Source organism: Aliiroseovarius crassostreae, from assembly GCF_025137635.1.
Classification (GTDB): Bacteria; Pseudomonadota; Alphaproteobacteria; order Rhodobacterales; family Rhodobacteraceae; genus Aliiroseovarius; species Aliiroseovarius crassostreae.
The window spans coordinates 2,459,241-2,485,489 of sequence record NZ_CP080772.1 but is presented as its reverse complement, the minus strand read 5'-3'; the positions used below and the strand labels follow the sequence as shown (position 1 = coordinate 2,485,489).

Genomic DNA, 26,249 nt, shown 5'->3' with positions numbered 1-26,249 from the left:
CTGAAATGCTTTAACGATTTCAGCAGATAATCCTAGCCCGCAAGCGCATCAAGCTTTTGTGCAAGTTTCACATCACGCAGGCTGAGCCCGCCGACGTCATGGGAGGTAAGCGTCACATCCACAATATTGTAGATATTGGACCACTCCGGGTGGTGGTTCCATTTTTCGGCAAAAAACGCGGCGCGGGTCATGAAGCCAAATGCATCGACAAAGCCGGAGAACCGGAATGCCTTGTGGAGGGCGTCACGATCATCGGTGATACGCCACCCATTGTTCAGAAGTGGCGGCAAGTGCGTGTTGCGTTCTTCCTCAGTCAGCCGTGTCATCTTTCGTCCTCTGCGGGTTTGCGGAACGGGCTCAGCTCCTGCAAGGCATCCATGTCCTCACGAAGAAACGCGGCCTCCTCGCGCAAGAAACGGTCAATTGCCTCGCGCAAACCTTCATCGGCAATCCAGTGCAATGAATGGGTGCGCGTGGGGATATAGCCGCGTGCGTGTTTATGTTCGCCCTGTGCCCCGGCTTCGACCCGAGAAAGCCCGTGGCGCAGGGCGTATTCGATGGCCTGATAATAGCACAGTTCGAAATGCAGGCAGGGGTGATGTTCGGTTGCCCCCCAATAGCGACCAAAAAGCGTGTCTCGACCGATGAAATTCAACGCGCCCGCGACCGGTGCCCCATTTCGCTGGGCCAGAAGCAGCAACACATCATCGCGCATCTCTTCCTGGACAAGATCAAAGAACGCTCGGGTCAGGTAGGGGCTGCCCCATTTGCGCGCCCCGGTGTCTTGATAAAAGGACCAAAAGGCATCCCAGTGTTCCGGGCGCAGCTCCGCTCCGGTCAGGGATACAATCTCGCCGCCAAAACCCTGCGCGACCCTCCGTTCCTTACGGATCGCTTTGCGTTTGCGAGAGGTCAGGCTGTCCAGATAGCTGTCAAAATCCGCAAACCCGGAATTTGCGAAGTGATATTGCACCCCGTCGCGTGGCAAAAGGCCCATCGCTTCACCCGCCTTGCGTTCCTCTTCGGTGCAAAAGGTGATGTGGAGTGACGACAGTTTATTGTCAGCCGCGATCTGAACCGCCCCCTGCACCAGGGCTGCGCGCCCGATGGTGTCATATCCCGGCCGGGTCAGGAAACGGCGCCCGGTGACCGGGGTGAAGGGGACGGCGATTTGCAGTTTGGGGTAATACCGCCCACCCGCCCGGTCGAGAGCATTGGCCCAGCTGTGATCGAACACATATTCGCCCTGGCTGTGGGATTTTGCGTAAAGCGGCGCGCAGGCGATCAACTGCCCTTCCGTGTGAACTGTCAGGTAATGCGGCTGCCAGCCGCTTTGCCCCCCGACGCTGCCGGATTTTTCAAGGGCGGAGAGAAAGCGATAGGTGGTGAACGGGTCAAATGCCCGCCCGTTTATGGCCTCGGGGCAGGCACAGGCATCCCAATCCGCAGCAGAAATGGCGGAAAGTGAAGCATGGGCGCGGATTTCGATCTGGGTGTCAGTCACCAGCCCATTGAGGCAGCCACCGCGCGGGGGGGCAAGCCTCGTACCCTTCGAAGGTCACGTTGTCTGCAATCTGTCGGGCAGTCTTTTCGACCTCTTGCGAACGCACCGTCCAGCACAGAACCGGCAATCCGCGATCCTTCAACCGACGCACCGCAGGATTGGTCAGGTCATTGACATCATGGCTGATGAAACCCGCCCCGACGCGGTCAAAATCCGGGATATCGCGCAGGTGGCGACGGGTCGCGGCGGGCAGCAAGGGCCAGTCCTCCTGCAAATAGGCGCAGGTGACCAGTCCAAGCGGCAGATCGCGCCGATGTTTTGCAAATTCGGCGATGGCGTGGGGGTTGAAGGACATGATTGCCACCTCTCCCCTGTAATGCTCCAGACACTGGGCCGCAGCCTGTTCCAGTTGCCCGGTGCGTGGCCCCATTGCCCCGTCCTGATCCTTGATCTCGACCAGAAGCGGAACCCGCCCCGCGACCAGCGCCAACACCTCGTCAAAGCTGGGGATCCCCTCATTCCCGCCGCGCAACCCAATGGCGCCAAGCTCATCCGCGCTGCGCTGCTGAATGGGTCCCGTTGCGTCGGCAAGGCGGGCGAGATCATAGTCGTGAAAAACCATTGCCTGCCGGTCCTTTGACAATTGCAGGTCGATCTCGATGCCGTAACCGCGCTCCACCGCTGCTTCGATCGCAGCGCGGGAATTTTCCGGTCGGCCATTTTTCACGTCGTGAAAGGCGCGATGCGCGATGGGAGCGGCGAAGAATGAGGGGGGAAGGGGCGTCATTTAACTTCGAAAATCCCTTCGATTTCCACGGCTACGCCGAAGGGCAGGCTGGCTGCTGAAACGGCGGAACGGGCATGACGACCGGCCTCTCCAAGAGCTTCGACCATAAAGTCGGACGCGCCGTTGATCACCTTGGGCTGATCTCCAAAATCAGATGTCGAGTTTACAAAACCCACCAGTTTTACCACACGAACCAGACGGTCGAGGTCTCCGCCGCAAGCGGCCCTGACCTGTGCCAGCAGGGCAATGGCGCATTGGCGGGCGGCGGCGGCCCCGGCTTCGGCATCCAGATCCTGCCCCAGTTTTCCGGTGATGAAAGCACCATCCTTCATCGAGATCTGCCCGGATACATGCACCAGGTTCCCGACCTGTGCATAAGGCACATAGTTGGCGGCGGGGGCCGGGGCGTCGGGCAGGGTGACACCGATTTCGGCCAGTCGTTGTTCATATCCGCTCATGTCGCGTCTCTCCTCATGTCATTTCCCCGGACGCTAGCCTGCTTCCGGGGCTGGGAAAAGGCGAAATGCGTCCATTAGCGATCCCGAAACGCCTTGGTGAAATAATCGGTGAACGGTTTCACCAGATAGGTGAATGGTGTCTGTTCCTGCGTTCGGGCAAAGCCCGTCACCGGCATGCCGGGCAGTAAGGTGGCCCCTTCGGGCAGTTTCTGTATTTCACCCTCCTTCAGCGCAACCTCGGCGCGATAGAAGCTTTCCCCGGTGCTTTCATTGCGGAACGCATCAGGGGAAACGGTGATCACGGTGCCAAGCAGCTCGGGGGTGGTACGGGCTGAAAAGGTTGAAAACTGCAGCCGCACGTCCTGTCCGACATGGACCTGATCTATGTGCAGCGGGCTGACCTGTGCGGCGATGCGCAGGGGGCGGTCCTGCGGCACCAGAAACAGCACCGTGTCGGCCGGTCGCAGCACCGAGCGTTCGGCAAAGATCTGCATCCCATGCACTACGCCGGACACGGGCGCGCGGATATCCAGGCGACGCATCTGTTCGCGCAGACTGATCCGTTGTTCGGCCAGTTCCAGCCGGGTGGTTTCCATGTCGCGGAGCGCGGAAATCGCCTCTTCGCGTCCTTGGGCCGCAAGCTGGGTAATCTGCAGCTCAATCTCGGTCATACGCCCGGCGGCCTGTGCACGCCCTGCAATAAGCTCTCCGATACGGCCGGCCAGAGAGGCCTCCTCGCGTTGCAGTGCCAGAACCCGGCTGGCCTGAGTTAAGCCTTTTTCAAGTAACGACTTTTGGCTGGTCAATTCTGCGCGGATCAACTCCAGCTGCCGGTTCAGCGCAGTTTCCTGCGCCTGCAGGCCGGAGATCTGGCTGTTGATCTGGCCGACGCGTTTGCGCAGTTGTTCGGTCTGTGAGGCGCGTGTTTCTCGGCGGGAGACAAACAGGCGTTCCTGCCCCGCCACCAGCGCGGCGATGTCTGGATGGGTTTGTGCTGCATTCAGAAGTTCCGGCGCAAAGCTGATCGTGCCCAGATTGTCCCTTTCCGCAACCAGCCGCGCGCTGCGCGCCAATAGTTCGTAATACTGGCCTTCGACCACATTCAGGCGGGATTGCAGAAGGGTTGCATCCAGCCGGATCAGGACTTCACCTGCCTCCACCAGATCCCCCTCTTTCACGCTGATCTCTGCAACAACGCCGCCATCCGGATGCTGCACGATCTGCCGGTTCTGCTCGACTTCGATGGCGCCGGGAATGATCACGGCACCCGAGATGCTGGCCAGGAGTGACCATGACCCGAAACCGCCAATCAGGAAGATCAGCGCCAGGATGCCAAGGGTCAGGGGGCGCCGGGCAGAGAAGGGACTGTTGGGGGTGGGCTGTGTCATTGTACGCCTCCTTGCCCCTGTTGGGATCTGATCTGCTGGGCGTTTTTCACATGTCGGGCGAGAATTTCATCACGCGGGCCGAAGCCGCGTACCGTCCCGGCTTCCAGCATCAAAAGCAGGTCGCATTCGGCAATGGCTGCGGGGCGGTGGGCCATGATGATGACACATCCCTGGCGAGATTTGATGTCTCGGATCGCCTTGTTCAGGGCGAGTGTCCCTTCATTATCAAGGTTCGAGTTCGGCTCATCCAACACCAAAACCACGGGTTCGCCGTAAAGCGCGCGGGCTAGGCCGATGCGCTGCATCTGCCCACCGGACAACATGCCACCGGACCCGGAGATATGGGTGTCATAACCGTCAGGCAGGCGCAGGATCATGTCATGTGCATCAGCCCGGCGGGCGGCCTCAACCACCTTTTCATGGTCGGGCCGCAGGGCCAGCCCGGCGATGTTTTCCGCAATGGTGCCGTCAAACAGGGTGATGCGCTGCGGCAGATACCCGATATGCTGCCCCAAAACAGCGGGGTCAAACTGTTCTAGCGCGGCACCATCCAGACGCATTTTCCCTCCTGCGGGGGACCAGGCGCCGGTGATGACCCGCGCAAGTGTCGACTTGCCGGAGCCGGAAGGACCGATCACCCCAAGCGCCTGTCCCGGAGCAAGTGAAAAATTCACCATCCGCAGATTGGCCGCGTTCTGTCCCGGCGGCACCACGGTAACGTTTTCGGCGGTCAGCTCCGCGCGGGGACGCGGCAGTTGCATCCGCTCGGGATCTTGCGGGATTTCCGCAAGGAGTTCCGACAGTCCCCGCCAGCCCGAACGCGCGCGTTGCACCACCTGCCACTGCCCAATGGCCAGATCGACCGGGGCAAGGGCGCGCCCCAGCAGGATGGAACCCGCGATCATGGCGCCGGGGGAAATCTCACCCTGAATGGCCAAATATGCGCCCAGCCCCAGCATGGCAGATTGCAAAAACAGTCGGAATGTTTTGGACAGGGCCGAGAAGCGGCCCAATTGATCTGCGCTGGTCAGGTTTTCGACAAGGGCGCGATGGCGGACCTGATGCCAGCGATCAAAGGCGGCGTCCTGCATTCCCAGCGCGCGGATCATCTCGGCTTCGGCCTGGAGCTGTGCCAGCATGTGTTCGGCCTGGGAACTTGCCGCCTGTGCCTGGGCGACAGGGGGCAGGGTGCGGATCTGGTTCAGGATGGCGATCACCACCAGAACCAGGCCACCGGCAACCGCCAGAGCCCCCAGCCATGGGTGGAAAATGGCAATCGCAAAAAGGAAAACCGGCGTCCAGGGAATATCGAACACGGCTGTAAAAACAGGGCTGGAGACAAAGCGCTGCACGGCTTCCAGATCGCGCAGGCTATTGCTGTGGCTGGCGGTGCCGGTGTGTCTGGCCAGCCGCCGCAGAGAGGAGGAGAATACCCGTCGTTCCAGATCGGTCTGAAAGCCTGCGCCGATCCGACCAAGCACCCTGCCGCGGGCGTAATCAAGCACCCCCATAACAAGAAACAGGAAGGCCATGACAAGTGTCAACCCGACCAGTGTCTCAATGCTTTGTGATCCCAACACCCGGTCATAGACCTGCAGCATGTAGATCGGGCCGGTCAGCATGAGCAGATTGACGAAAACAGAGAAAACTCCGGCAGCCACAAGCAACCCCCGGTAATTACGCCACACACGGCGCAGTTCCTCTTTGCCGTTTTCCAGAATGTCCTGTCGCATCGTGCCTCGATTTTGTTCACCCAGCATGCTCAAATAACCTTAATAATCTACAAAAAATATCACCCGGAGCGTGCTTGGCATTCTGTCGCCAAATAGTCACATCTTGGCCTTCAAAACCGTTGCCCTCTGGGCATTCACGTCCCAATCTCTATGTGTCTGTTGGATATCTATACCACTTAAAGGGGGCGGGCCACCGGGATTCGGACGTGGCTTGTCTGGCTGCTGACGATGAAAAAGACGCATGTTTTTGCCGCGATCGCGCTGGTTGTGCTGGGCGCCTGTGCCAAGGCGCCGGTGCCTGCCGGATATGATGACCCGCATGAGGTGCAGAACCGGCGCACTCATAAAGCAAATATCGCGCTTGACCAGATGCTGGTCAGCCCTGCCGCGCAGGTCTATGGCCAGGTTCCAAAACCAACCCGCACGGCGGTTGCCAATTTCGCGGATAACGCCAGCCTGCCGGGAACCGTGGTGAACAAGCTGCTGCAGGGGCAGATCGACGACGCGGTGCACAATACGGTGCGGTTCCTGTTCAACAGCACCTTTGGTCTGTTGGGTTTGTTTGACGTGGCCAGCGATATCGGGCTGGAAGAACGCGAGAGTGATTTTGGCGAAACCCTGCATGTCTGGGGCATGGCCGAAGGGGATTACGTGGTGCTGCCCTTCTTTGGGGCCTCTACCGAACGCGACACGCTTGGCATTGTCGGAGATTTCGTGATGAACCCGCTCGGCTATGTTTTGCCGACGGGCTGGACCAATGTGCCGAAAGGTGCTTGGGTGATGTCGAAATTCGGTGATCGCTATGATTTCGCCGATAGTGTTGACAGCATTCTTTACAGCGAGGGCGACGGCTACGCGACCTTGCAGCTCTATTATCTCGACAGCCGCCGGTATGAGTTGGGGCAGGTGGTCGAAGATGGTGAACTTGATGATTTGTATGAGGCGTATGATGGGTAAGATGACATTCATGAACCGACGCACGGTATTGGCTGGCATGGCCGCCATGGTTGCTTTGCCGGGGGCGGCGCTTGCAGCGATTTCCGCTGGTCAGGCTGAAAAGCTGATTGGCAAGGTGGTTGCGGATATCAACTCGATCATCAATTCCGGCATGTCGGAAAGCAAGATGATCAGTCGCTTTGAAGGGGTGTTCCGGCAATATGCGGATACCGACTTTATCGCACTGGCCGCACTGGGTGTTGACGGTCGCTCGGCCTCGGCATCGCAGAAAAGCGCGTTCACCAAGGCCTTCACCGGGTATATCGCAAATCGCTACGGCAGCCGTTTTCGTGAGTTCGAAGGGGGCAAGATCGAGGTGGTCAGCTCCAAACAGGTGAAAAGCCGTTTCGAAGTTCTGACCATGACCAAATTGCAGGGCAAGGCGCCCTTCGATGTGGTGTTCATCGTGTCTTCGAAAAATGGCAAATTTATCGACATGCAGGTCGAAGGCATCTCGATCGTGAAATCCGAGCGCAAGGAAATCGGTGCCATGCTGGACAAGCGCAAGGGGGATCTGGATTTGCTGATCCGGGATCTGGCAAAATACTGACCGGCGCACCCTGCCAAAGAATAAAACCCGGCCCCATCGTGGGTCGGGTTTTTTTGTGGGCGGGGCGGCTCAGCTCAGCAGCAGCGACGACATGCCCGCGACAAAAACGATCATGAACCCTGCCAGCATCATTGCCCAATGCAGGAAACCGATCCGGGCCATGCGGATGTGGCTGGTGCGCAGCGGATCGCCGAACGGACGCTGATAGCCCGCGTAAAGGGTCGCAAGTCGCAGGTTGAGCTTTTGCCCGCTGGCCCGCAGAGCGGCAAATTCCTGACGTCGGGACGTAATCCAGAACGACAGGAGGACCGCAGGAATGACCATCACGGCAGCGGCATCAATCAACCAGTTCATATGGGGGCTCCGACCTTGATTCGCGTTGGGCGTTTTGCGGGCCTCACATGTCATTGCTGAGGGGGATCTGCAATGCGATTTTTGGGTCGCAAGGTCGATCCCCCGATCCTTCCGGTCGGATCAATTCTCCGGGCCTCAATTACCGAAGCTTCAATTCCCCTGGCCAAAGATGCCGCGGATCACGTTGATCAGCACATCTTCAACCACATCCCCCAGATTGGTGCCTTCCTGTGAGGGTGCGCGCGGCGCCGTGCCCGGATCGGATGAGAACGTGTCGCCTTCAAACTGAGGGGCCGCATTGGGGCGGATCATGGGAAGCGGGCGGGCGGGAAGGTCTGTATGGATTTTGGCCATGGCGTGTTGCCAGATTTCGGCGGGCAGGCCGCTGCCGGTGACGCCCTTCAGCGGAGTGTTGTCATCATACCCCATCCAGACCCCAGCCACGTAATCAGCCGTGAACCCGACAAACCACGCATCCTTCGCACTTTGGGTGGTGCCGGTTTTCCCAGCCACTTCACGCCCCTTGATCCGCGCGCGATGGCCCGAACCCTTTTCAACAACCTGGTTCATCATATAGACCAGCTGCTCGGCTGCGCGGGGAGTGATGACGCGCTCGCCCATGCCGCCGGTCTGTGTCATCAAGGGGTCCTTGTCGCCCACCAACGTCAGTTCGGTCAGCCCGTAAGGAGTGACCGATGACCCGCCATTGAGGATCCCGGCATAGGCACCGGTGGTTTCCAGCAGCGAGCTTTCCGACACCCCCAATGCAAGCGCCGGCCCGGCGGCGAGGTCGCTTTCGATGCCAAAGCTCTCGGCCACGGTTCTGACGGCCTCTCGTCCCACGGTTTCAGAAATCTTCACGGCGGGGACGTTCAGGGATTTGGTCAGCGCTTCGGTCAGGCTGACATTTCCGTAATGCTTGCGGGTGTAGTTTTTCGGGCACCATTGGCCAGAGCCGGGAACGTTCAGGCAATAGGGCTCGTCCAGCACGAAATCATTCCAGTTATAGCCGAGATCCAGAGCCGCCGCATAAACGAAGGGTTTGAACGAAGAGCCGGTCTGGCGCTTTGCCTGGGTGGCCCGGTTGAACGCCCCGACGACGCGTTTTTCGCGCCCCCCCACCATGGCCCGCACGGCGCCATCGGCGCTCATCACCACAATGGCGGCCTGGGCTTTTGATCCTTCGCGCACCTTGTTTTCGAACACCCAGTCGATAGCGTCTTCGGCAGCGGTCTGGATGGCCGGGTCGAGGGTGGATTTGATCACCACATCCTCGGTGGTTTTGCGGGTAAGGAAGGCGGGCAGATCGCGCATGATCCAGTCGGCAAAATACCCCCCGGCCTGTGCCTTGGCTGCGGCGGACAGGGTGGCAGGATTGTCCTGATACTTCTTTTCGTCTGCGGTCGAGATATAGCCCTGTTCACGCATCAGGCGCAGCACGGTGGCCGCACGATCCTGAGAGCGTTTCAGGTCGTTGGTCGGCGCGTAAATTGACGGTTTGGGCAGCATACCAGCCAGCATCGCCGCTTGTGCCGGGTTCAGGTCAGATGCTGGAATGGCAAAATACCGGCGCGCAGCTGCGTCAAACCCGTGTGACCCCGCGCCCAGATAGGCGCGGTTCAGATAGATGGTCAGGATTTCATTCTTGGAGAACTTCGCCTCCAATGCCATCGCATAGACCGCTTCCTTGATCTTGCGCCACAGAGAGCCGCGGCGGCAATCTGCCTCGTAATCGGCCTCGCTCTCCCACTGGTCCGGGTCGTAGGGCACGCCAAGGCAAAGCAGTTTCGCCACCTGTTGGGTGAGGGTTGAGCCCCCGTGGCCAGACAAGGGCCCGCGCCCTTCGCGCATATTGATACGAATGGCAGAGGCAACGCCGCGCGGGCTGACGCCCAGATGGCGGTAAAAGCGTTTGTCTTCCGAGGCCACAACCGCATCACGCAGATATGGGCTGACAGTTTCGGTGGTCACGGTGCCGCCACGCTGATCGCCGCGCCAGGCGTAAACCTGCCCGTAGCGGTCCAGAATGGTCACCGATCCCTTGGCCCGCCCGTCCAGCATGGTGGTCAGTTCCGGCATGGTCGAGGCGAAATAGAACACGGCCAGGCCGACAATCAGCGCCACAACAAGCGCCCCTTTCCAGATCAGTCGCCACGTCAACCGGATCAGCCATTGCACCATGCGGACCGGCCACATCAGGATGCCGCCGCCACCCTTATTGCCACCCCCGCCATTTGGTCTGGGGCTGCGTTTGGGGGATTTTGCCTTCGCCGGTTTCTTTGCAGCAGGCTTCTTGGCAGCTGCAGAGGACGACGGGTAGCGTTTGTCCGCCACCAGAACGGGGCGTTTTCGGCCGGATTGGCTCATTATATTCAGGTCCAGTTTTGGGGGCCGGTTTTGCGGTCCAGGTCTGCTCGTTGGGGCCAAAGTAACGAATCAACACCGATCTGTGTAGCCCGATCCTGTCCCCTGAGCGAGCTTTCCCACGGTGATTGCGCAAGGAACCGCACGCTTTCCCAATGGTGAAAAATTGGGCAAACCCGTTTTGCACGCGCAGCATTTTTCCGCAGCCTTCGTTTTCCGCCCAATAAATCCCGGCTTTCCTGACCGCTCCCCTGCCCATTTCCCCGCAAAGGCGCCCCGATAGGGGGGACGGCGTGATTTGGTTTTGCGCCACTTGGAATTCGAAAAGGAGAAAGGCGTGAAACTGATCATTGCAGCGATCAAGCCATTCAAGCTCGACGAAGTGCGTGAGGCGCTCGTGGGGCTTGGAGTGAGCGGCATGATGGTGACGGAAATCAAAGGATTCGGCATGCAGGCCGGACATACGGAAATCTATCGCGGGGCGGAATATGACGTGAATTTTCTGCCGAAGATGAAGCTGGAAATCGTGGTGGCGGATGATCTGGCGGACGCGGTGGTCGCCGCCATCGCCAAGTCAGCCCAGACCGGCAAGATCGGGGATGGCAAGATTTTCACGCTGGATGTCGCCAGCGCCATGCGGGTGCGCACGGGCGAAACGGATATGGATGCAATCTGAGGGGATGGACATGAAAAAAGCACTACTTGCAGTGGGGATCGGGATGCTCCCCTCAATGGCGCTGGCAGATGGTGAGGCGATGGCCCACAGCCAGTTCATTTTCACAACACTTCTGTTTCTGATCGGTGGCTTTCTTGTTTTCTGGATGGCGGCGGGCTTTGCGATGCTTGAGGCCGGTCTCGTTCGGTCAAAGAACGTGACCATGCAGTTGATCAAGAACGTGGCGCTCTTTTCCTTGGCGGCGATCATGTATTGGCTGGTCGGCTACGGGCTGATGTATCCGGGCGATGCGTGGATCATTCCGGGATTTCTGGGGGCAATTGCGCCCGCTGCGCTTGAACCTGTAGGGGTTGGGGCCGATGTGGCCGACATCAGCTATGCTTCCGTTGGGTCGGATTTCTTCTTCCAGCTTATGTTCTGTGCCACCACTGCGTCGATCGTGTCGGGCACCTTGGCCGAACGGATCAAATTGTGGCCGTTCCTGTTCTTCGTCATCTTGCTGACCGGCGTGGTTTACCCGATCGAGGCCTCGTGGAAATGGGGTGGCGGCTGGTTGGATGGCCTGGGGTTCCAGGATTTTGCAGGTTCAACGCTTGTGCATGCGGCTGGTGGTTTTGCGGCGCTCGCCGGGGTGCTGGTGCTGGGTCCGCGTCTGGGCAAATACAAGGATGGCCGCGTGATTGCCATGCCCGGTTCGAACCTTGCCCTTGCCACGCTCGGCACGTTCATCCTGTGGCTCGGCTGGTTCGGTTTCAATGGCGGCTCGCAACTGGCGATGGGCACCATTGGTGATGTGAGTGATGTGAGCCGGATCTTTGCCAACACCAATATGGCCGCCGCGGCCGGGGCTGTTGTGGCGCTGATCCTGACGCAGGTGAGCTTTGGCAAGCCGGATCTGACCATGGTTTTGAACGGTGCGCTGGCGGGTCTTGTGTCGATCACCGCGCAGCCGCTTGAACCCTCGCTGTTTCAGGCGCTGATCATTGGCGGTGTTGGTGGTGCGATTGTGGTCTATGCGGTGCCGATGCTGGACAAGCTGAAGATCGACGACGTTGTCGGTGCCATCCCGGTCCACCTGATTGCGGGCTTCTGGGGCACCTTCATTGTGGCCTGGACAAATGCTGATGCGAGCTTTGCGACCCAGATCATTGGCTTTGCGGCCATCGGTGGCTTCACCTTTGTGGTCAGCTACATCCTCTTCACCCTAATCAAAGCTGTGGTTGGTCTGCGGGTGGACGCAGATGATGAGATGCGCGGATTGGATGTGGCCGAGCTTGGCATGGAAGCCTATCCGGAGTTCACCAACAGCTAAGCAGGAAGTTGCCGCGCCTTTGGCGCGGCAATGCCTTCGGCGAGAGTATTTGGTCCAAGAAGAAAACCAGAGCGCATGCCGAGGGGGACGCAAGTCCGACAGGGAAGAAGAAAGGGGGCGCGGTTAGCGCCCCCTTTTGATTTCTGTTGCTGTGGAAGGGGTGGCTTACACGCCAGCCGCCACAATCGCTTCGGCGAGAATTGGCACGGTGTCTGCGTTGAGGCCCGCGATGTTGAGGCGGCTATCACCGACCATGTAGATCCCGTGATCCAAGCGCATTTTCTCGACCTGCTCGGGCGTGGCGCCAAGGCGTGAGAACATACCGCGGTGCTCGGCGACAAAGCCGAAACGGTCGGAGTTGGTGCGCGTGCGCAGCTCGTCCGCCAGTTGCTGGCGCAGGCCGAGCATGCCAAGGCGCACTTCTTCCAGCTCTGCCATCCAGTCCGCTTTCAGGCCGTCATCTTCCAGGATCATCGTCACAAGGCGTGCACCGTGATCGGGTGGGAAGCTGAAGTTCTGGCGGTTCAGGTGGGTCAGGTTCTGCTGGGTCACGCCGGCCTGATCCGCGTTGGCCGAGAGGGTCATCAAAAGCCCGGTGCGCTCGCGGTAGATGCCGAAGTTTTTCGAGCAGCTGGCGGCGATCATCACTTCAGGCACGGATTGGGCAATCAGGCGCACACCGGCGGCGTCTTCTTCCAGCCCGTCACCAAAGCCCTGATAGGCGATGTCGATGAAGGGAATGGCGCCTTTGGCTTCGAGAAGGGTTGCGACCTCTTTCCATTGCTCAAGGTTCAGGTTGGCACCGGTCGGGTTGTGGCAGCAGCCATGCAAGAGCACCGCGTCACCGGCTTTCACGCCCTTCAGGTCGTCCATCATCCCGTCGAAATCCACCGCGCGGGTTTCATTGTCGAAATAGCGGTATTCGGCCATGGTCATGCCGAGGTGTTTGATGATTGACGGGTGGTTTGGCCAGGTCGGCGCGGACAGCCAGATGGTAGCATCGGCGTTGGCCATTTTAATCAGCTCCACCGCCTGGTGGATGGCGCCGGTCCCGCCGGGCTGTGCGGCCATCGACAGGCGAGAGCCATCCTTGGCGCTGCCCAGGACCAGATCGGACAGGGCGTTGCCATAGGCAGGATCCCCGGCCAGACCGGTGTAGGATTTGGTGCCTTCCACGTCCCACAGCACCTTTTCGGCTGCCTTCACGGCGCGCATGACCGGGGTCACACCCTGGGCGTTCTTGTAAACGCCGACACCGAGGTCGATTTTGTTTTCACGAGGGTCCTCGCGATACATTTGCATCAGCGCCATGATCTTATCGACGGGCTGTGCCTTGAGGGTGTTGAACATCGCGTTATTCTCCGGTTGCGACTTTCAGATCATTATACATGCCCCATTCCGACCAGCTTCCGTCATAAACGGCGTGGCGGTCATGGCCGATGCGTTCCAGCGCCAAGGCCAGAATGCAGGCGGTCACGCCGGATCCGCAGGACAGGATGGCGGGTTTGGCAAGGTCCACGTTGGCGGCGTCAAAGGCGGCGCGAATGCCGGCCTCGTCCTTCATGGTGCCGTCGGCATTGAACAGCTCGCCAAAGGGCAGGTTTTTCGAATTGGGGATATGGCCTGAGCGCAGACCTTCGCGCGGTTCAGCCACCTCACCACGGAAGCGATCTGCGCTGCGCGCGTCGATGATTTCGTAGTCCCCAAGCTTGGAGGCGGCTGCGACCTGGGTGACGTCCTTGATCATATGGGCCTGGCGGCTGACGCTCATATGTCGGTCCCGGATCACCGGGGGCAGGTCCTCGACCGGGCGCCCTTCGGCTTGCCATTTCGGGAAACCGCCGTCCAGCACCGCGATATCCATTTTGCCCATCAGGCGGAACATCCACCAGACGCGCGCGGCCGAAAACATGCCCAGCGCGTCATAGACCACCACCTGATGCCCATCGCCAATGCCCATCGCACGCATCCGCGACATGAACTTTTCAACCGGCGGGACCATATGTGGCAGGTCTGACCGCAGGTCAGCAATTTCATCGATGTCGAAATAGCGTGCGCCCGGGATATGCGCGGCGTCATATTCCGCCTTTGCGTCCCGCTCCATGTCGGGCATGAACCAGCTGGCGTCAATCACCCGCAGGTCGGGATCTTTCAGGTGGGTTTCAAGCCAATTGGTTGAAACAAGGGTTTTCGGGTCGCTATGCGGCATGAGAAGGCCCTCTTTGATGCGTCGTTTTATGCCTACAAAGCGACGCGTGGTTAGGCAAGGGAAGAGGCGACGAATTCGGCTAAAAAGCGTGTCATTTGCCTTGTCTGCTTGATCGGCAGCCCCTAAAACGTTTCGGGACAAACTTGAAGCACATGGTTATTCCGAAGCGCCCACAACATTGAGTTCTCTTGCGGTGTTTCGACTTTTCCCTGTCTCAGGTGAACGCTGAAACGCTTTAGGGTCCTGCGGGATCTGGATTGAGGAGCTGTCCGTTGGAGAGTATCACCCCCCTGTTGACCTATGCGCTTGCCCTGTCAATTGCGGCGGTAATTCCGGGGCCCGGTATTGCTGCACTTGTGGGGCAATCTCTCGGGGGAGGATTTCGGGTGGCGATGGTCATGCTGGTGGGAATCTCCATCGGGGATATCATCTATCTGAGCGTTGCAATTGCCGGGTTGGCTGCGGTGGCCCGGGTGTTTGCCGATGCCTTTATCGCGGTCAAGATCCTGGGCGGGCTGTATCTGTTTTATCTGGCCTACAAGTTCTGGCGCAGTGAGGCGGGGCTGACGCAGGTGCACAGGGAAAAGGGGCACGGGGCCGCGCGGGCCTTTTTTGCTGGGATTGCGGTGACGCTGTCCAATCCCAAGCCCATTGTCTTTTACCTCGCCTTGCTGCCCACCTTGGTTGACCTTGAAACTATTGGCTTTTTGACCTGGGCGAAGCTGTCGGTTCTGACTTTTTTGGTTCTGTTCGCCACGCTCACGCCCTATGCATTTCTTGCGGCCAAGGCGCGGGGAATGATGAAAAGCCCCACGGCCTTGCAGCGTCTCAACCGTGTTGCAGGTGGGGTGATCGGCGCGGCAGGGGCGGTCATTCTGGGGCAGACAGTGACCGAAATTGCCCGGCGGACCTAACGCGGTTCGGGATAAACTTGAAACACGTGAAAGCGCAATGAAAATGGGGAGGCATGACGCCCCCCCTGCACTCATAAAACGAACCTGAAATAGCCTGTGTCAAATACCCTGCTCGGTTTGACCGCAAAGCGTTATTTCGCAATGGCATTCCGGATCAGGCTGACAATGGCCAGCACAACACCGCCACCGACGCCACCCGAGGCGAGTTGGCCGATGATCCCCACGAGGTCCATGCCGCCCCCGGCAAGGCCACCGGCCCCCACCATTGACAACAACTGCCCGCCAAGGCCGCCGCCCAAGATACCGGCGATCGAATTGATCAGGGTCCCCTGATTGATAGACCCGATGGTTTTACCTGTAACGTTGCCGCCCACGGCACCTGCGATAAGGCTGATCAGAAGTTCCATCTTTCCCTCACTCACTGTCGGGCATGCACCCTGTTGCCCCGATAAAACCGAATGGCGGGGCTTCGATTAAGGGGAAAAATGGGTGGCTTTGCCCCATTCCCCTACGGAAAGATATCTGTGCTCAGAGGCGTTTGGCGGCCTGCACGGCGCGTTCCAGCGCATCGCGAAAGCGCGAGCGGTCCGCCTTGGAAAACGGTTTGCCACCGCCCTGACGGAATGGATCTGCCGCCCGCAGGTCAGCCATCAGATCTCGGGTGGCAAGTGTCTGGCCGATATTGCGCTGGTTCAGAGCTTCGCCATTTGGGCGCAATACCTGTGCACCGGCCTCTACGCATTTGGCAGCAAGTGGAATGTCGCCCGTCACCACCACGTCACCTTTGCCGGCCCGTTCGGCGATCCACATATCTGCCACGTCAGGCCCGTCGGCGACATAGATCATCTCGACCAGCGGGTTTTGCGAAGGGCGCAACCCGCCATTTGAGACGAAATAGATCATGAGGCGGTGGCGGGTGGCCACCGCTTCGGCTTCGGCTTTCACCGGGCAGGCATCGGCATCGACATAGATCATCGCTGTTTCCTTTCCCGCCCGGCTGTGCTGGCGTTAAGCGTAGAGGGCTTCGGCATGGAAGCTGACATGGTCTTCCATGAAGCTTGAGACGAAGAAATAGCTGTGATCATAGCCGGGCTGCATGCGGAACACCGCCTGCTGGCGACGGGTGGCAATCGCCTGGGCCAGGGCTTCGGGCTTCAGGAGGTCGATGAACTGATCCTTGGTGCCGGTGTCAATCAGCATCGGGCCTTCGAACCCATTGTTCTTCATCAGGAGGCTGGCATCATGTGCCACCCATTTGGTGCTGTCACTGCCCAGATAGGCGCCCAGTTGCTTGGTGCCCCAATCCGATGCGGTCGGATTGCAGATCGGTGCAAAGGCCGAGACTGAGCGGAAGCGTTCAGGCAGGGTCATGGCAATGGTCAGCGCCCCGTGTCCCCCCATCGAATGGCCGGTGATGCCTTGTCGATCCGCGTCGAGGGCAAATTCGTTGAAGACCAGCTCGGGCAGGTCTTCGGTGACATAGTCCCACATGTTGAAATGCGGAGCCCAGGGGGCTTCGGTGGCGTTTACATAAAAGCCGGCCCCTTGGCCAAGATCATAGGCGTCATCATCGGCCACACCGTCACCGCGTGGCGACGTGTCGGGGAAGATCAGGGCAATCCCCTCATTTGCGGCCCAGGCTTGTGCTCCGGCCTTGGTCATGGCGTTTTCATGGGTGCAGGTCAGACCGGACAGATACCACAGCACCGGCACCGGCCCATCCTGCGCCTCGGCGGGCTGGAACAGGCCAAAGGTCATGTCGGTGCCGGTGGCATCGGATTTGTGGCGATAGACGCCCTGAACGCCCCCGAAACAGGCGTTTTGAGAGAGAGTTTCCATCTGTGCATTCCTCTGAAAGATTATGGTCCTGGCGCGGCGTGCGTGTGTGTAAGTCGAACCGTAGCGTAAAATCTGCGCTCGTGGACCCCCATTCGCGACCGGTTATGAACTGGAACGTGCCTCAGCTTTGCAGGCGCGGTGTGAGCGCAATGGGGATGATACGGATTGCAAACAGGATCATGCCAAGCGCCCAGAATGTGCCACCCGCGTGGATGAACCCGATGGGGGCGCCAAACCAATCGGCCATGACACGGATCGCCGCGCCCAGGTGAATGCAGAGAAGCAAAGCCACATCCAGCTTGCTGCCCACCAGCGGGCGCCCGGAATGGCCTAGCATTGCGCGCAGCATCACGATCACTGTCATTGAACCGATGGCTCCTGCGCCAAGCGCGTGGCGCAGCTGGCTTGCGGTGGCCATTTCACCCAGCCCGTGCAGCGCCAGCAGGGCCATGGAGATCACCAACCAGCCATAGGCTGCATGTTGCGCGAACAAAAGCGGCTCGGACAGGACAGACAGGCCGCACCAGCGCGACAGGCGCAGCGCCAGCGCAATCGCGGTGGCGGCGGCGAACATGCCCACCAAAGGTGTCGCCCCGATAAACACCCACCCGAGAGCGGTGGCCGCGGTCAGGGTGATGGCCACCTGATCCACCCGGCCGAAGGGGGCCGGAACACGCGGCGCTTTGCGTTGACGCAGCCAGTTGCGGCTGAATGCCGGGGTGACGCGCCCCCCAATATGCACCATCAGCACAAAGGCCATGGCAAAGCCAGCGGTCAGTCCAAGATCGGCATCGGTCCATAAAAACATTGCCTGCGCCAGCCCAAGCGCAAAGATCACTGCGGCAACAATGTAGTTCCGGCTGTTTTGGGAGAGGATCAGGTTGCCAAGCGCGAGCCCGGCTACCACCGGCAGGAAGGCCACGGCAAGCTGATGGGTCCAGGCCGCTTCGGGCGCCAAAAACATCGCCACCCGTGCAGAGGCCCAAAGGGTGAATAAAAGCGCAAGTGCTACCGGCCCCAGCGGCGGGCGTCCGGTCCAGTTCGGGATGGCAGTGAACAAAAAACCGGCAATGGCAGCAGGCAGATAGCCAAACAGCATCTCGTGCTGGTGCCACAGGTAGGGGTCACTCATCACATCCGAAGCGCCCATGAACATCATCAGCCAAAGCGGAATGGCCAGCCCGGCAAACAGGGCGGCGGCGGGGAAGAAAAGGCGATAGGCACCGGTGAGAAGGATCATGAGCTTACCCAGGCTAGAATGGCGGAAACCGTCAGGATCGACAGGAGTGTAGAGATAAGGATCGCAGCCGAGGCGCGATGGGGGGCAACATTGTAATGCTGCGCAAGGATATAGACATTGCCCGCAACCGGAAGCCCTGCGGCGGCAATCATGACCCCTGCCGGATAGGCGGCGACATCAAAGACAACCAAGGCAAAGAACGCAACCGCTGCGGGGTGCAGCACCAGCTTGGCAAAGCTCAGCCAGCTCGCCACCGACAGGCGTTCAGCTGATTTCACCGCCAGCGACGCGCCAATGGCAAACAGGGCGCCGGGGGTGGAGGCCCCCGACAGGATTTCGAGAAAGCGGTTGGCCGGCACAGGCAATGCCCATCCGGTGGAAGACCAGGCAAAGCCCAGGGCGATGGACACGATCATCGGGTTGGTCGCAAGCCCTTTGGCCACGCTGATCAGGACGGCCGGGCTGACCCTGCCATCCCGGTGGCCGGTGATCAGGATCACGATCAGGCTGCCAAACAGGAACAGATCCACGGCGAGGACCAACATGACCGGGCCAATTGCGGCCTCTCCCAACAGAAGTGCGAGCATCGGCACACCCAGAAAACCGGTATTGCCGATCACCGCGCATTGCGCTTCGACCGCGGCTTCCTCCACCCCAACCCGGCGCAACAAAGCGACGATTGTCGCCAGTGCATAGACCACGGCCCCTCCTGCTGCATAGGCCCAGATGAACGGCCAGTTCAGGACCTCGGACAGGGTCAGGTTGGCGGCAAAGCGAAACAGCATGGCCGATAGCGCGAAATAAAACACGAAACGGGTCAGATAGGCGGTGGCCTCAGGGGGGAAAAAGCCACGGGCGGCCGCTGCAAAGCCCAGGCCAATCAGGGCGAAAAACGGCAGGGTCTGAAGCAGCACATCAATCATGAAAACTGGCTATCGCACCTTGCGGGGCAATTGAACTGCAAAAGTCAAGTCGGGTCAGATTGGGCAGCAAAAAGTGGCCCCCCTGTGCAGGCATCGGGCATAGGGGCATCGCAGGGGGCCTCATCCCGGTCGATCTTCCAGCAGCTCCAGTTCGATGAAGGCACATTCAAAGTCATTGTCGCTGATCACGTTATGCTCGGTGCCGATGTCGCGCGCATAGGGCACGCCGTGGCGCAGTTCGGCGATCATCTCCTCTCCGCCGGGCAGTTCGATCCGCAGCTGGCCATTGAAAAGCGGCACCACGACATAGTCGTACGCGTGGCGATGCCAGCCGGTTTGCGCCCCTTTATGAGGAAAGCGCCATTCGGTCACGCGCATGCGGGGGGTGTCGATCTGAACCGTGGGAATAGCGGTGGTTTTGTCACTTGTGTCGCACATGTCGGGCCCTCCTCTGAAGGCCCTCATTCAGCATGAAACCATGCCCGGCGACAATGGAATTTGATCCCGAAAGACCAAATGCCTCATCCGCCACCGATCAGAACGCCGGCTGCAAAGACCAAGGCGCCCCCCATGACCACCTGCATGGTGGCGCGGCCAAACGGGGTTTGCATGTATTTGTTCTGGATCCAGACAATGGCCCACAGCTCGATAAAGACGACGATGATCGCAATCGTGGTGGCGGTCCAGAAATCGGTGATCAGATAGGGCAGGGCGTGGCCCAACCCACCCAACGTGGTCATGATGCCCGAGGCAAAGCCGCGTTTAACCGGGCTGCCCCGGCCCGAAAGCTCGCCATCATCCGAGGCCGCTTCGGTAAAGCCCATGGAAATCCCCGCCCCGACCGAGGCTGCAAGCCCGACCAGAAATGTCGTGTGCGTGTCATGGGTGGCAAAGGCGGTGGCAAAGATCGGGGCAAGGGTCGAAACCGACCCATCCATAAGCCCGGCCAGACCCGGTTGCACCCAGGTCAGGATGAACTGACGCCGCGCGTCGGCATCTTCCTCTTCGCGGGCGTGATCCGCCAGGTGCTCTGCCTCAAGCTGGCCGGCCACATTGCCGTGATCCGCCTCAGCGGCCGCCAGATCCCCCAGGAGTTTACGGGTATTGGCATTCGTGGTCCGGTCAGCCGCTTTGCGATAGAACTGCTCGGCCTGCCGTTCCATCTCCCGCGCCTCTGCCCGAATGGTTTCAAGTCCGAGGTTTTCCACCAGCCAGACCGGTCGTCGGGCATAAAACCCGGCAACATGTTCGCGGCGAATAAGCGGGATCACGTCACCAAACCGCGCCTTATGGGCGTCAATCAGCAGGCGGCGATGCTCGTCCTCCTCCTCGGCCATCCCATCAAACACTTTGGCCGATGCGGGAAAGCTCTCGCGCAGAGACTCAGCGTATTGGCGGTAAATCCGCGCATCGTCTTCCTCGTTGGAAATCGCCAAAGCAAGGACTTCCTGATCGGACAGATCGGAAAAACGGCGACGATTGAGGGTGCCAGACAGCATGGGGAAGCTCCTATTTAGAATAATTCTAACATACGCACGGTTGCCATGTTGGCAAGGTCCCTCATGGGGGACATTCTTTTTCTTGCATGAAAGCGTTTCGGGATAAACTTGAAACACATGTTTATTCTGAAACACCCAGGGGATTGATATCTCTGACAGCATTTCGACTTTCCCTGTCTCAGGTGAACGCCGAGACACTTTATTTTCTGGTTCGAAATATCCCGGGGGGAGGGCGCGCTCGGAGAGCGGGGCCGAGGGGGCAGCGCCCCCCAGGCTCATCGAAGATGAGCCATGCCCAAGCGCAGCGCGGGAGTGCCAACGAAAAAGGGGAGCCAAGCGGCTCCCCCAATCCTCGCATTTCAGCCGGGATCAGAACTCGATCACGGCCCGGATGCTTTCACCCTTGTGCATCAGCTCAAACCCCTCGTTGATCTGGTCGAGGGAAAGCTTGTGGGTGATCATCGGGTCGATCTCAATCTTGCCATCCATGTACCAGTCGACGATTTTCGGCACATCGGTGCGGCCCGAAGCGCCGCCGAAAGCGGTGCCGCGCCAGACCCGGCCGGTGACCAGTTGGAACGGACGGGTCGAGATCTCGGCGCCCGCAGGGGCAACACCGATGATGATCGATTCCCCCCAGCCCTTGTGGGCGCATTCCAGTGCCTGGCGCATGACGTTCACATTGCCAGTTGCATCGAAAGAATAATCCGCCCCGCCGCCGGTCAGCTCGACCAGGTGGGCCACGATATCGCCGTCCACTTTCGACGGGTTCACGAAATCGGTCATGCCGAAGTGGCGGCCCATTTCTTCTTTGCTGTCGTTCAGGTCAACGCCGACAATCTGGTCGGCGCCAGCCATGCGCAGGCCCTGAATGACGTTCAGGCCAATGCCACCAAGGCCGAACACCACCGCGGTCGATCCGATCTCGACCTTGGCGGTGTTGATCACGGCGCCGATACCGGTGGTCACGCCACAGCCGATATAGCAGATCTTGTCAAACGGCGCGTCTTTGCGCACTTTTGCCAACGCGATCTCGGGCACGACGGTGTGCTGGGCAAAGGTCGAACAGCCCATGTAGTGGTGGATCGGCGTGCCATCCAGCATCGAAAAACGGGTGGTGCCGTCGGGCAGCAGCCCCTGACCCTGGGTGGAACGGATCGACTGGCACAGGTTGGTTTTCGGGTTCAGGCAGTAGTCGCATTCGCGACATTCGGGGGTGTAAAGCGGGATCACGTGGTCCCCGACTTCCAGCGAGGTCACCCCTTCGCCCACTTCGATCACCACGCCGGCACCCTCATGACCCAGAATGGCCGGGAAAATACCTTCCGGATCATCCCCCGAGCGGGTGAATTCGTCCGTGTGGCAAAGGCCGGTGGCCTTCATTTCAACCAGAACCTCACCGGCGCGGGGGCCTTCAAGGTTCACCTCCATCACTTCAAGCGGTTTGCCGGGGGCAACGGCAACGGCGGCACGGGTGCGCATGGGTATCCTCCAATAAGTCAAAGCGTTTTTCGGTTTTTCTTGCGGGCAATCCCGCGGAAGAGAAAGCGAAAAACGCCTGGGTGGGTTCTGCAATGGGCGGGAAAACCGGACCATTGCGGATTGTCTCAAGGTGAGCGAAACTCGGGGTGAAATCAATACGAGGGACGACGCGAGGTGCGCTTATGGCGACATCCGCTTTGAAAAAACGATATGAAGCAACGAATTGGAAGTAAATTTTCGAGTGTTCTTGTGGTGGTGACCGCGTTGGGGCTGGCGGCCTGTCAGGCGACTGGCCCGGTTGAACAGGGGGGCGAAGTGGGCTTTGCTTCAAACAGTGCAGATTGCGGTGCGGTGGACCTTCAATACCTGATCGGCCAGCCACTTTCGGTTTTTGAGGCGATGGGTCACAAGGGAACAACGCGGATCATCCGACCGGGGGATGCGGTGACGATGGATTACCGACCGGAGCGCCTGAATGTGAAGGTGAATGACCGGGGCCGGATTACCAGCTTTCAATGTAATTGATCAGGTGGTGCAAGGCGGGTGGATCGACCCGCCTTGATCCTGATTTTAGACCCAAAATGTTTCGAGAGCGTGTTGTGACCCAACCGGATCCCGAAAGGGGTTACTTTTTGCGATAATCGCTGTGGCACGCTTTGCAGGTGCCGCCGACCTTGCCCAGGGACCCTTGCAATGTGGCAAGATCCGGCAGGGCCGCATTGGCCTTTGCCGCCATGACCATCGCTTCGGATTTTGCGGTAAAGTCGGCCCAGTTTTCCCAGATTACGGGGAGGGCTTCGCTTTTCGGGTCGGTTTCATTGGCCTCAAACAGCGCAGGGGCTTTCATGCCTTCACTGGCAATTGTCGCCATTGCAGCTTCCGCCTTGGCGCCGTCAAACGCCATTTCGCCCTTGGCCATACCGGCGAGTGTCTTCATGCTGCCACCAATGGCTTTCATGACTTCCATCCGCGCCATGACCGCCGGATTTTCAACGCCGTCATGGGCCAGGGCGGGCGCCATTGACAGGGCAAGCCCGGTTGCAGAGAGGGACAGGGCGGCAAGGGGCAGGGTGAATTTGTTCATGGGGACCTCATTTGTGGAACGGTATTGGTTTCGCTCTGACTTTAAAGCGTTTCGAGATTAACTTGAAACACAAGTTGATTTCGAAACGCCCGCAACATCAGTAGGTTTCGAGCGTTTCGCCTCACTATTGTGTCTCAATAATAAGTCGAAACACTTTAGGTATGAGAACGAGAATGGGAACTGACGAAATTGTGATCAGCGCATTTCACAGCGCATTCAGCCCACCCAAAAGCATGTCTGTGACCAGATCGGCATATTCCTCGCGGCTCAGCCCCTGGCCGGGGCGGTTCCACATGTAATACCAGTTGAGAATACCAAAGACCGACATGGTGACCGGGCGGAGTTTGGCGCCATTGGCCAGAGAGTCGGGGGCTGCGTCCCTCAGGGCGTCCCCCATCATGTCGATCAGGCGTCGCTGTAGGTCAAAAAGCTTGTTCTGCAGTTCCGGTTCCAGCACGGACAAGGCGTCAAGCTGCAGCTTATGTTCGGCATCCGCCCCCTTGTAGGCCACGAGAATGGCCCGCACGAGACCACGCAGCCCATCGGTTTCCGGGGCGGCCTCCACCTCTTCGACCAGTGTCGACAGGTGGGTGTCGAGAATGTCGAACAGAAGCGCCTCTTTGCTGTCGTAATAGTGGTAAATCAACGCCTTTGAGACACCGCAATGTTTGGCGGCCCCGGTCATGGATGCCCGATCGAACCCGTGTTCAGCGAAATAGTCGGCTGCCCCCTTGCGGATGGCAGCGCGTTTTTCTTCGTGGTCGCGGGCAATCCCTCGCGGCATCTCTTACTCCTTCGGACGGTTATCAACGATCCTTACAGCTTTCCCCTCGCTGCGCGCAACTGCCCCGGCGTCACGGACATGGACTTTTGCCGAAACACCAACATTGGATTTGATTTTTCCAGACAGGGTGCGGGCCGCGGCTTCGGCGCCTTCCGAGGGCTGCCCATCGGCCATTTCAACGTAAATATGCATCTCGTCCATCCGGCCCGGACGGATCAGCTCGATCTGGAAATGTGGGCTGAGGGCCGGCACGTCCATCAACTGCTCTTCGATCTGGGTCGGGAACACGTTCACACCCCGCAGAATGATCATGTCATCCGAGCGCCCAGTGATCTTTTCCATCCGTCGCATGGAACGGGCGGACCCCGGCAGCAGGCGGGTCAGATCGCGGGTGCGATAACGGATGATCGGAAAACCTTCCTTGGTGAGCGAGGTAAAGACCAGTTCCCCCAGCTCGCCATCCTCGACAACTTCGCCGGTATCCGGGTTGATGATCTCGGGATAGAAATGGTCTTCCCAGATGTGCAGCCCATCTTTGGTTTCCACACATTCATTGGCCACGCCCGGCCCGATCACTTCCGAGAGGCCGTAGATGTCCACCGCATGCATATCGAAGGCCTCTTCGATTTCGCCACGCATGGCGTTGGTCCAGGGTTCCGCGCCAAATATCCCGACTTTGAGCGGGCTTTTGCGCGGGTCCAGCCCCTGCTTGCTATACTCATCCAGAATGGACAGCGCATAAGAAGGGGTGACGGTGATGCCCGTGGCGCCGAAATCCTCGATCACGCGGACCTGGCGCTGGGTCATGCCGCCCGAGACCGGCACGACGGTAAGGCCATATTGTTCCGCCCCGCCATGCACGCCCAGCCCGCCGGTGAAAAGCCCGTAGCCATAGGCGTTGTGCAACACGTCACCTGGCCGCAGCCCAGAAGCCCGCAGGCAGCGGGCCACGACAGAGCCCCACATGGTCAGATCATTTTTGGTATACCCTACAACGGTGGGCTGTCCGGTGGTGCCGGAGCTTGCATGCACGCGGGCGATCTGTTCGCGTGGCACGGCAAACAGGCCAAACGGATAATTGTCGCGCAGGTCCTGTTTCACGGTGAAGGGGAATTTTGCCAGATCCGACAGGGATTTAAGGTCGTCGGGGTGCACCCCCGCCGCATCGAACTGTTGCCGGTAAAAGGGCACATTGTCATAGGCGTGGCGCAGCGACCATTTCATCCGCTCCAGCTGCAACGCCTGAATTTCATCGCGCGAAGCAATCTCAATCGGATCCAGATCTTCGCGGCGTGGTGTCAAATCTTCCATGCGGTCCTCCCTGACGCGCGGCACCCTCTCCTCTTGGGTGCATCAATGATTGTCGGCCCCGTTCCAAAGGCGGTGGTGTCCCTTCCCCCGCTAGGCCGGATGGCTATTCTTCGAAATGTGTTCCCTTGATCTGGCGGGAATGACCGCGAAAAAGTGCGACCTGTCGCCCATCCCCCCCTGTGACCACCACATCATAGATGCCCGAGCGCCCGGTCCGGCTGGTTTCCGTGGCGGTTGCCGTCAGGCATTCCCCCAACTGGCCCGGAGCAAGATAGGTAATCGAGTTATGTTGCGCGACAACGCGCTGGTTGTAGCTGTTGCAGGCAAAGGCAAAGGCGCTGTCGGCGAGGGTGAAGATGAACCCGCCGTGACAGATACCGTGCCCGTTTGACATGTCTGCGCGCACTGGCATGGTGATGACCGCCCGACCCGGCGCGATGTCCGTCAGTGTCATGCCGAGGGCCTGACTGGCTGGATCATCCGCCCACATGGCCTCGGCCGAGCGTCGAGCGCGTGTTTCGGGTGTCATCATGCCTCCCAGCGTCGCATTGGCCCCTGTGCCGGGGCTTTTCTGTTGCTTTCCGGGAAGGATGCACAAAGCTGACCGATCGGTCAATAGTGTTGTTTCGCAAAACACACTTCGCAATCAGGCGTGACAAAAACAACAAACCCTGCTCGCTAAAGCGTTTCGGGATAAACTTGTGACACATGGTTATTCCGAAACGCCCACGGCATTGATAGCTCTTACCGCGTTTCGGCTTTTCCCTGTCTCAGGTTAAAGTCGAAACGCTTTAGTGGGTGGCAGGGATTTGTCAGGTAGCTCCGGTGCCGCAGACTGGGTG

Annotated in this window: 28 protein-coding genes; 6 read left to right on the top strand and 22 right to left on the bottom strand. The window is 59.5% G+C overall.

Translation table 11 applies throughout. The annotated features are described in order from the left end of the window. Positions 1 to 32 precede the first annotated feature (32 nt). The 6 genes from K3J57_RS11880 to K3J57_RS11855 form a co-directional block, all read right to left on the bottom strand. On the bottom strand, positions 33 to 326 hold the full coding sequence (locus tag K3J57_RS11880) for a 4a-hydroxytetrahydrobiopterin dehydratase (protein WP_259784797.1): 294 nt from the start codon (positions 324 to 326) through the stop codon (positions 33 to 35). Further along, entirely contained in the window at positions 323 to 1,504 is a 1,182-nt protein-coding gene (locus K3J57_RS11875; RefSeq protein ID WP_259792005.1) for a GNAT family N-acetyltransferase, read from the bottom strand. The genes K3J57_RS11880 and K3J57_RS11875 overlap by 4 nt, the downstream gene beginning before the upstream one ends. Continuing rightward, entirely contained in the window at positions 1,497 to 2,291 is a 795-nt protein-coding gene (locus tag K3J57_RS11870) for a glycerophosphodiester phosphodiesterase family protein (RefSeq protein ID WP_259792003.1), read from the bottom strand. Before K3J57_RS11870 ends, K3J57_RS11875 begins: the two co-directional genes overlap by 8 nt. Next, the gene (locus K3J57_RS11865; protein ID WP_259784794.1) at positions 2,288 to 2,749 is read right to left on the bottom strand and encodes a RidA family protein; all 462 of its coding nucleotides are present in this window, start codon (positions 2,747 to 2,749) and stop codon (positions 2,288 to 2,290) included. Before K3J57_RS11865 ends, K3J57_RS11870 begins: the two co-directional genes overlap by 4 nt. Positions 2,750 to 2,823: 74 nt before the next feature. Next, on the bottom strand, positions 2,824 to 4,137 hold the full coding sequence (locus tag K3J57_RS11860) for an HlyD family type I secretion periplasmic adaptor subunit (protein ID WP_259796046.1): 1,314 nt from the start codon (positions 4,135 to 4,137) through the stop codon (positions 2,824 to 2,826). Next, positions 4,134 to 5,897: a type I secretion system permease/ATPase gene (locus tag K3J57_RS11855; RefSeq protein WP_259796044.1), complete on the bottom strand. Its 1,764-nt coding sequence runs from the start codon at positions 5,895 to 5,897 to the stop codon at positions 4,134 to 4,136. The genes K3J57_RS11860 and K3J57_RS11855 overlap by 4 nt, the downstream gene beginning before the upstream one ends. A 201-nt stretch (positions 5,898 to 6,098) precedes the next feature. On the opposite strand from K3J57_RS11855, the gene K3J57_RS11850 reads away from it, so the two are divergent. Both K3J57_RS11850 and K3J57_RS11845 read left to right on the top strand, forming a co-directional pair. Beyond that, positions 6,099 to 6,827 (top strand): MlaA family lipoprotein, encoded by a 729-nt coding sequence (locus K3J57_RS11850; RefSeq protein WP_259796042.1) that lies wholly within the window; start codon positions 6,099 to 6,101, stop codon positions 6,825 to 6,827. Position 6,828: 1 nt separating this feature from the next. Continuing rightward, positions 6,829 to 7,416: an MlaC/ttg2D family ABC transporter substrate-binding protein gene (locus K3J57_RS11845; RefSeq protein WP_055187421.1), complete on the top strand. Its 588-nt coding sequence runs from the start codon at positions 6,829 to 6,831 to the stop codon at positions 7,414 to 7,416. Between the two features lie 69 nt (positions 7,417 to 7,485). Here K3J57_RS11845 and K3J57_RS11840 read toward each other — a convergent pair whose 3' ends face one another. Both K3J57_RS11840 and K3J57_RS11835 read right to left on the bottom strand, forming a co-directional pair. Then, positions 7,486 to 7,770: a hypothetical protein gene (locus K3J57_RS11840; RefSeq protein ID WP_259784790.1), complete on the bottom strand. Its 285-nt coding sequence runs from the start codon at positions 7,768 to 7,770 to the stop codon at positions 7,486 to 7,488. Between the two features lie 150 nt (positions 7,771 to 7,920). Next, entirely contained in the window at positions 7,921 to 10,137 is a 2,217-nt protein-coding gene (locus tag K3J57_RS11835) for a transglycosylase domain-containing protein (protein ID WP_259791987.1), read from the bottom strand. 334 nt (positions 10,138 to 10,471) lie between these two features. Here K3J57_RS11835 and K3J57_RS11830 point away from each other — a divergent pair, with 334 nt between their 5' ends. Further along, positions 10,472 to 10,810, top strand: a complete 339-nt coding sequence (locus K3J57_RS11830) for a P-II family nitrogen regulator (protein WP_259791985.1) — start codon at positions 10,472 to 10,474, stop codon at positions 10,808 to 10,810. Between the two features lie 4 nt (positions 10,811 to 10,814). Beyond that, positions 10,815 to 12,122 carry an ammonium transporter AmtB gene (gene amtB / locus K3J57_RS11825; protein WP_259794929.1) on the top strand — a complete coding sequence of 436 codons (1,308 nt, stop codon included), beginning with the start codon at positions 10,815 to 10,817 and terminating at the stop codon, positions 12,120 to 12,122. A gap of 165 nt (positions 12,123 to 12,287) precedes the next feature. Here the strand turns inward: amtB and K3J57_RS11820 are convergent, their stop codons facing one another. Together K3J57_RS11820 and sseA are read right to left on the bottom strand one after the other, a co-directional pair. Then, complete coding sequence (locus tag K3J57_RS11820; RefSeq protein ID WP_259791983.1) at positions 12,288 to 13,472, bottom strand: amino acid aminotransferase; 1,185 nt, start codon at positions 13,470 to 13,472, stop codon at positions 12,288 to 12,290. Between the two features lie 4 nt (positions 13,473 to 13,476). Then, positions 13,477 to 14,331, bottom strand: a complete 855-nt coding sequence (gene sseA, locus K3J57_RS11815) for a 3-mercaptopyruvate sulfurtransferase (RefSeq protein WP_173485573.1) — start codon at positions 14,329 to 14,331, stop codon at positions 13,477 to 13,479. Between the two features lie 272 nt (positions 14,332 to 14,603). Between sseA and K3J57_RS11810 the strand changes: the two genes are divergently transcribed. Next, positions 14,604 to 15,245 (top strand): LysE family translocator, encoded by a 642-nt coding sequence (locus K3J57_RS11810; protein ID WP_259791981.1) that lies wholly within the window; start codon positions 14,604 to 14,606, stop codon positions 15,243 to 15,245. 131 nt (positions 15,246 to 15,376) lie between these two features. On the opposite strand, the gene K3J57_RS11805 is transcribed toward K3J57_RS11810, so the two are convergent. From K3J57_RS11805 to K3J57_RS11770, 8 genes are all read right to left on the bottom strand, one after another. Further along, entirely contained in the window at positions 15,377 to 15,652 is a 276-nt protein-coding gene (locus K3J57_RS11805; RefSeq protein ID WP_259791979.1) for a hypothetical protein, read from the bottom strand. A gap of 121 nt (positions 15,653 to 15,773) precedes the next feature. Further along, a complete protein-coding gene (locus tag K3J57_RS11800; RefSeq protein ID WP_173484862.1) occupies positions 15,774 to 16,220 on the bottom strand; it encodes a YaiI/YqxD family protein in 447 nt (148 codons plus the stop codon). A 33-nt stretch (positions 16,221 to 16,253) separates the two neighbouring features. Then, on the bottom strand, positions 16,254 to 17,084 hold the full coding sequence (gene fghA, locus K3J57_RS11795) for an S-formylglutathione hydrolase (RefSeq protein ID WP_259791977.1): 831 nt from the start codon (positions 17,082 to 17,084) through the stop codon (positions 16,254 to 16,256). 121 nt (positions 17,085 to 17,205) lie between these two features. Beyond that, positions 17,206 to 18,324: an NnrS family protein gene (locus K3J57_RS11790; protein WP_259791975.1), complete on the bottom strand. Its 1,119-nt coding sequence runs from the start codon at positions 18,322 to 18,324 to the stop codon at positions 17,206 to 17,208. Next, positions 18,321 to 19,247 carry an AEC family transporter gene (locus K3J57_RS11785; RefSeq protein ID WP_259778181.1) on the bottom strand — a complete coding sequence of 309 codons (927 nt, stop codon included), beginning with the start codon at positions 19,245 to 19,247 and terminating at the stop codon, positions 18,321 to 18,323. The genes K3J57_RS11790 and K3J57_RS11785 overlap by 4 nt, the downstream gene beginning before the upstream one ends. A gap of 120 nt (positions 19,248 to 19,367) precedes the next feature. Further along, positions 19,368 to 19,685, bottom strand: a complete 318-nt coding sequence (locus tag K3J57_RS11780) for a cupin domain-containing protein (protein ID WP_173484866.1) — start codon at positions 19,683 to 19,685, stop codon at positions 19,368 to 19,370. 83 nt (positions 19,686 to 19,768) lie between these two features. Next, positions 19,769 to 20,746, bottom strand: coding sequence for an iron exporter MbfA (gene mbfA / locus K3J57_RS11775; RefSeq protein ID WP_259791972.1), 978 nt, complete (start codon positions 20,744 to 20,746; stop codon positions 19,769 to 19,771). Positions 20,747 to 21,115: 369 nt separating this feature from the next. Continuing rightward, positions 21,116 to 22,228: an S-(hydroxymethyl)glutathione dehydrogenase/class III alcohol dehydrogenase gene (locus K3J57_RS11770; protein ID WP_055187433.1), complete on the bottom strand. Its 1,113-nt coding sequence runs from the start codon at positions 22,226 to 22,228 to the stop codon at positions 21,116 to 21,118. Positions 22,229 to 22,438: 210 nt separating this feature from the next. Between K3J57_RS11770 and K3J57_RS11765 the strand changes: the two genes are divergently transcribed. After that, positions 22,439 to 22,753: an I78 family peptidase inhibitor gene (locus K3J57_RS11765; RefSeq protein ID WP_259784774.1), complete on the top strand. Its 315-nt coding sequence runs from the start codon at positions 22,439 to 22,441 to the stop codon at positions 22,751 to 22,753. Positions 22,754 to 22,853: 100 nt separating this feature from the next. Here the strand turns inward: K3J57_RS11765 and K3J57_RS11760 are convergent, their stop codons facing one another. The 4 genes from K3J57_RS11760 to paaI all read right to left on the bottom strand — a co-directional run bounded on the left by K3J57_RS11760 (position 22,854) and on the right by paaI (position 25,936). After that, the gene (locus tag K3J57_RS11760; RefSeq protein WP_173484870.1) at positions 22,854 to 23,312 is read right to left on the bottom strand and encodes a c-type cytochrome; all 459 of its coding nucleotides are present in this window, start codon (positions 23,310 to 23,312) and stop codon (positions 22,854 to 22,856) included. 205 nt (positions 23,313 to 23,517) lie between these two features. Continuing rightward, a complete protein-coding gene (locus K3J57_RS11755; protein WP_259796040.1) occupies positions 23,518 to 24,096 on the bottom strand; it encodes a TetR/AcrR family transcriptional regulator in 579 nt (192 codons plus the stop codon). A gap of 3 nt (positions 24,097 to 24,099) precedes the next feature. Then, complete coding sequence (gene paaK / locus K3J57_RS11750; RefSeq protein WP_259773164.1) at positions 24,100 to 25,407, bottom strand: phenylacetate--CoA ligase PaaK; 1,308 nt, start codon at positions 25,405 to 25,407, stop codon at positions 24,100 to 24,102. Positions 25,408 to 25,510: 103 nt separating this feature from the next. Continuing rightward, positions 25,511 to 25,936, bottom strand: coding sequence for a hydroxyphenylacetyl-CoA thioesterase PaaI (gene paaI, locus K3J57_RS11745; RefSeq protein WP_055187503.1), 426 nt, complete (start codon positions 25,934 to 25,936; stop codon positions 25,511 to 25,513). Between the last annotated feature and the right edge of the window lie 313 nt (positions 25,937 to 26,249).

What these genes read in the sequence shown, in the direction of transcription:
- K3J57_RS11880 (WP_259784797.1), bottom strand. Translation starts at nt 326, where the DNA reads ATGACACGGCTGACTGAGGAAGAACGCAACACGCACTTGCCGCCACTT.
- K3J57_RS11835 (WP_259791987.1), bottom strand. Translation starts at nt 10,137, where the DNA reads ATGAGCCAATCCGGCCGAAAACGCCCCGTTCTGGTGGCGGACAAACGC.
- K3J57_RS11780 (WP_173484866.1), bottom strand. Translation starts at nt 19,685, where the DNA reads ATGTGCGACACAAGTGACAAAACCACCGCTATTCCCACGGTTCAGATC.
- K3J57_RS11805 (WP_259791979.1), bottom strand. Translation starts at nt 15,652, where the DNA reads ATGGAACTTCTGATCAGCCTTATCGCAGGTGCCGTGGGCGGCAACGTT.
- paaK (WP_259773164.1), bottom strand. Translation starts at nt 25,407, where the DNA reads ATGGAAGATTTGACACCACGCCGCGAAGATCTGGATCCGATTGAGATT.
- K3J57_RS11765 (WP_259784774.1), top strand. Translation starts at nt 22,439, where the DNA reads ATGAAGCAACGAATTGGAAGTAAATTTTCGAGTGTTCTTGTGGTGGTG.
- K3J57_RS11855 (WP_259796044.1), bottom strand. Translation starts at nt 5,897, where the DNA reads ATGCTGGGTGAACAAAATCGAGGCACGATGCGACAGGACATTCTGGAA.
- K3J57_RS11800 (WP_173484862.1), bottom strand. Translation starts at nt 16,220, where the DNA reads ATGATCTATGTCGATGCCGATGCCTGCCCGGTGAAAGCCGAAGCCGAA.
- sseA (WP_173485573.1), bottom strand. Translation starts at nt 14,331, where the DNA reads ATGCCGCATAGCGACCCGAAAACCCTTGTTTCAACCAATTGGCTTGAA.
- K3J57_RS11785 (WP_259778181.1), bottom strand. Translation starts at nt 19,247, where the DNA reads ATGATTGATGTGCTGCTTCAGACCCTGCCGTTTTTCGCCCTGATTGGC.
- fghA (WP_259791977.1), bottom strand. Translation starts at nt 17,084, where the DNA reads ATGGAAACTCTCTCTCAAAACGCCTGTTTCGGGGGCGTTCAGGGCGTC.
- K3J57_RS11840 (WP_259784790.1), bottom strand. Translation starts at nt 7,770, where the DNA reads ATGAACTGGTTGATTGATGCCGCTGCCGTGATGGTCATTCCTGCGGTC.
- K3J57_RS11850 (WP_259796042.1), top strand. Translation starts at nt 6,099, where the DNA reads ATGAAAAAGACGCATGTTTTTGCCGCGATCGCGCTGGTTGTGCTGGGC.
- K3J57_RS11755 (WP_259796040.1), bottom strand. Translation starts at nt 24,096, where the DNA reads ATGCCGCGAGGGATTGCCCGCGACCACGAAGAAAAACGCGCTGCCATC.
- K3J57_RS11790 (WP_259791975.1), bottom strand. Translation starts at nt 18,324, where the DNA reads ATGATCCTTCTCACCGGTGCCTATCGCCTTTTCTTCCCCGCCGCCGCC.
- amtB (WP_259794929.1), top strand. Translation starts at nt 10,815, where the DNA reads ATGGACATGAAAAAAGCACTACTTGCAGTGGGGATCGGGATGCTCCCC.
- paaI (WP_055187503.1), bottom strand. Translation starts at nt 25,936, where the DNA reads ATGACACCCGAAACACGCGCTCGACGCTCGGCCGAGGCCATGTGGGCG.
- K3J57_RS11860 (WP_259796046.1), bottom strand. Translation starts at nt 4,137, where the DNA reads ATGACACAGCCCACCCCCAACAGTCCCTTCTCTGCCCGGCGCCCCCTG.
- K3J57_RS11870 (WP_259792003.1), bottom strand. Translation starts at nt 2,291, where the DNA reads ATGACGCCCCTTCCCCCCTCATTCTTCGCCGCTCCCATCGCGCATCGC.
- K3J57_RS11770 (WP_055187433.1), bottom strand. Translation starts at nt 22,228, where the DNA reads ATGCGCACCCGTGCCGCCGTTGCCGTTGCCCCCGGCAAACCGCTTGAA.
- mbfA (WP_259791972.1), bottom strand. Translation starts at nt 20,746, where the DNA reads ATGCTGTCTGGCACCCTCAATCGTCGCCGTTTTTCCGATCTGTCCGAT.
- K3J57_RS11845 (WP_055187421.1), top strand. Translation starts at nt 6,829, where the DNA reads ATGACATTCATGAACCGACGCACGGTATTGGCTGGCATGGCCGCCATG.
- K3J57_RS11760 (WP_173484870.1), bottom strand. Translation starts at nt 23,312, where the DNA reads ATGAACAAATTCACCCTGCCCCTTGCCGCCCTGTCCCTCTCTGCAACC.
- K3J57_RS11820 (WP_259791983.1), bottom strand. Translation starts at nt 13,472, where the DNA reads ATGTTCAACACCCTCAAGGCACAGCCCGTCGATAAGATCATGGCGCTG.
- K3J57_RS11865 (WP_259784794.1), bottom strand. Translation starts at nt 2,749, where the DNA reads ATGAGCGGATATGAACAACGACTGGCCGAAATCGGTGTCACCCTGCCC.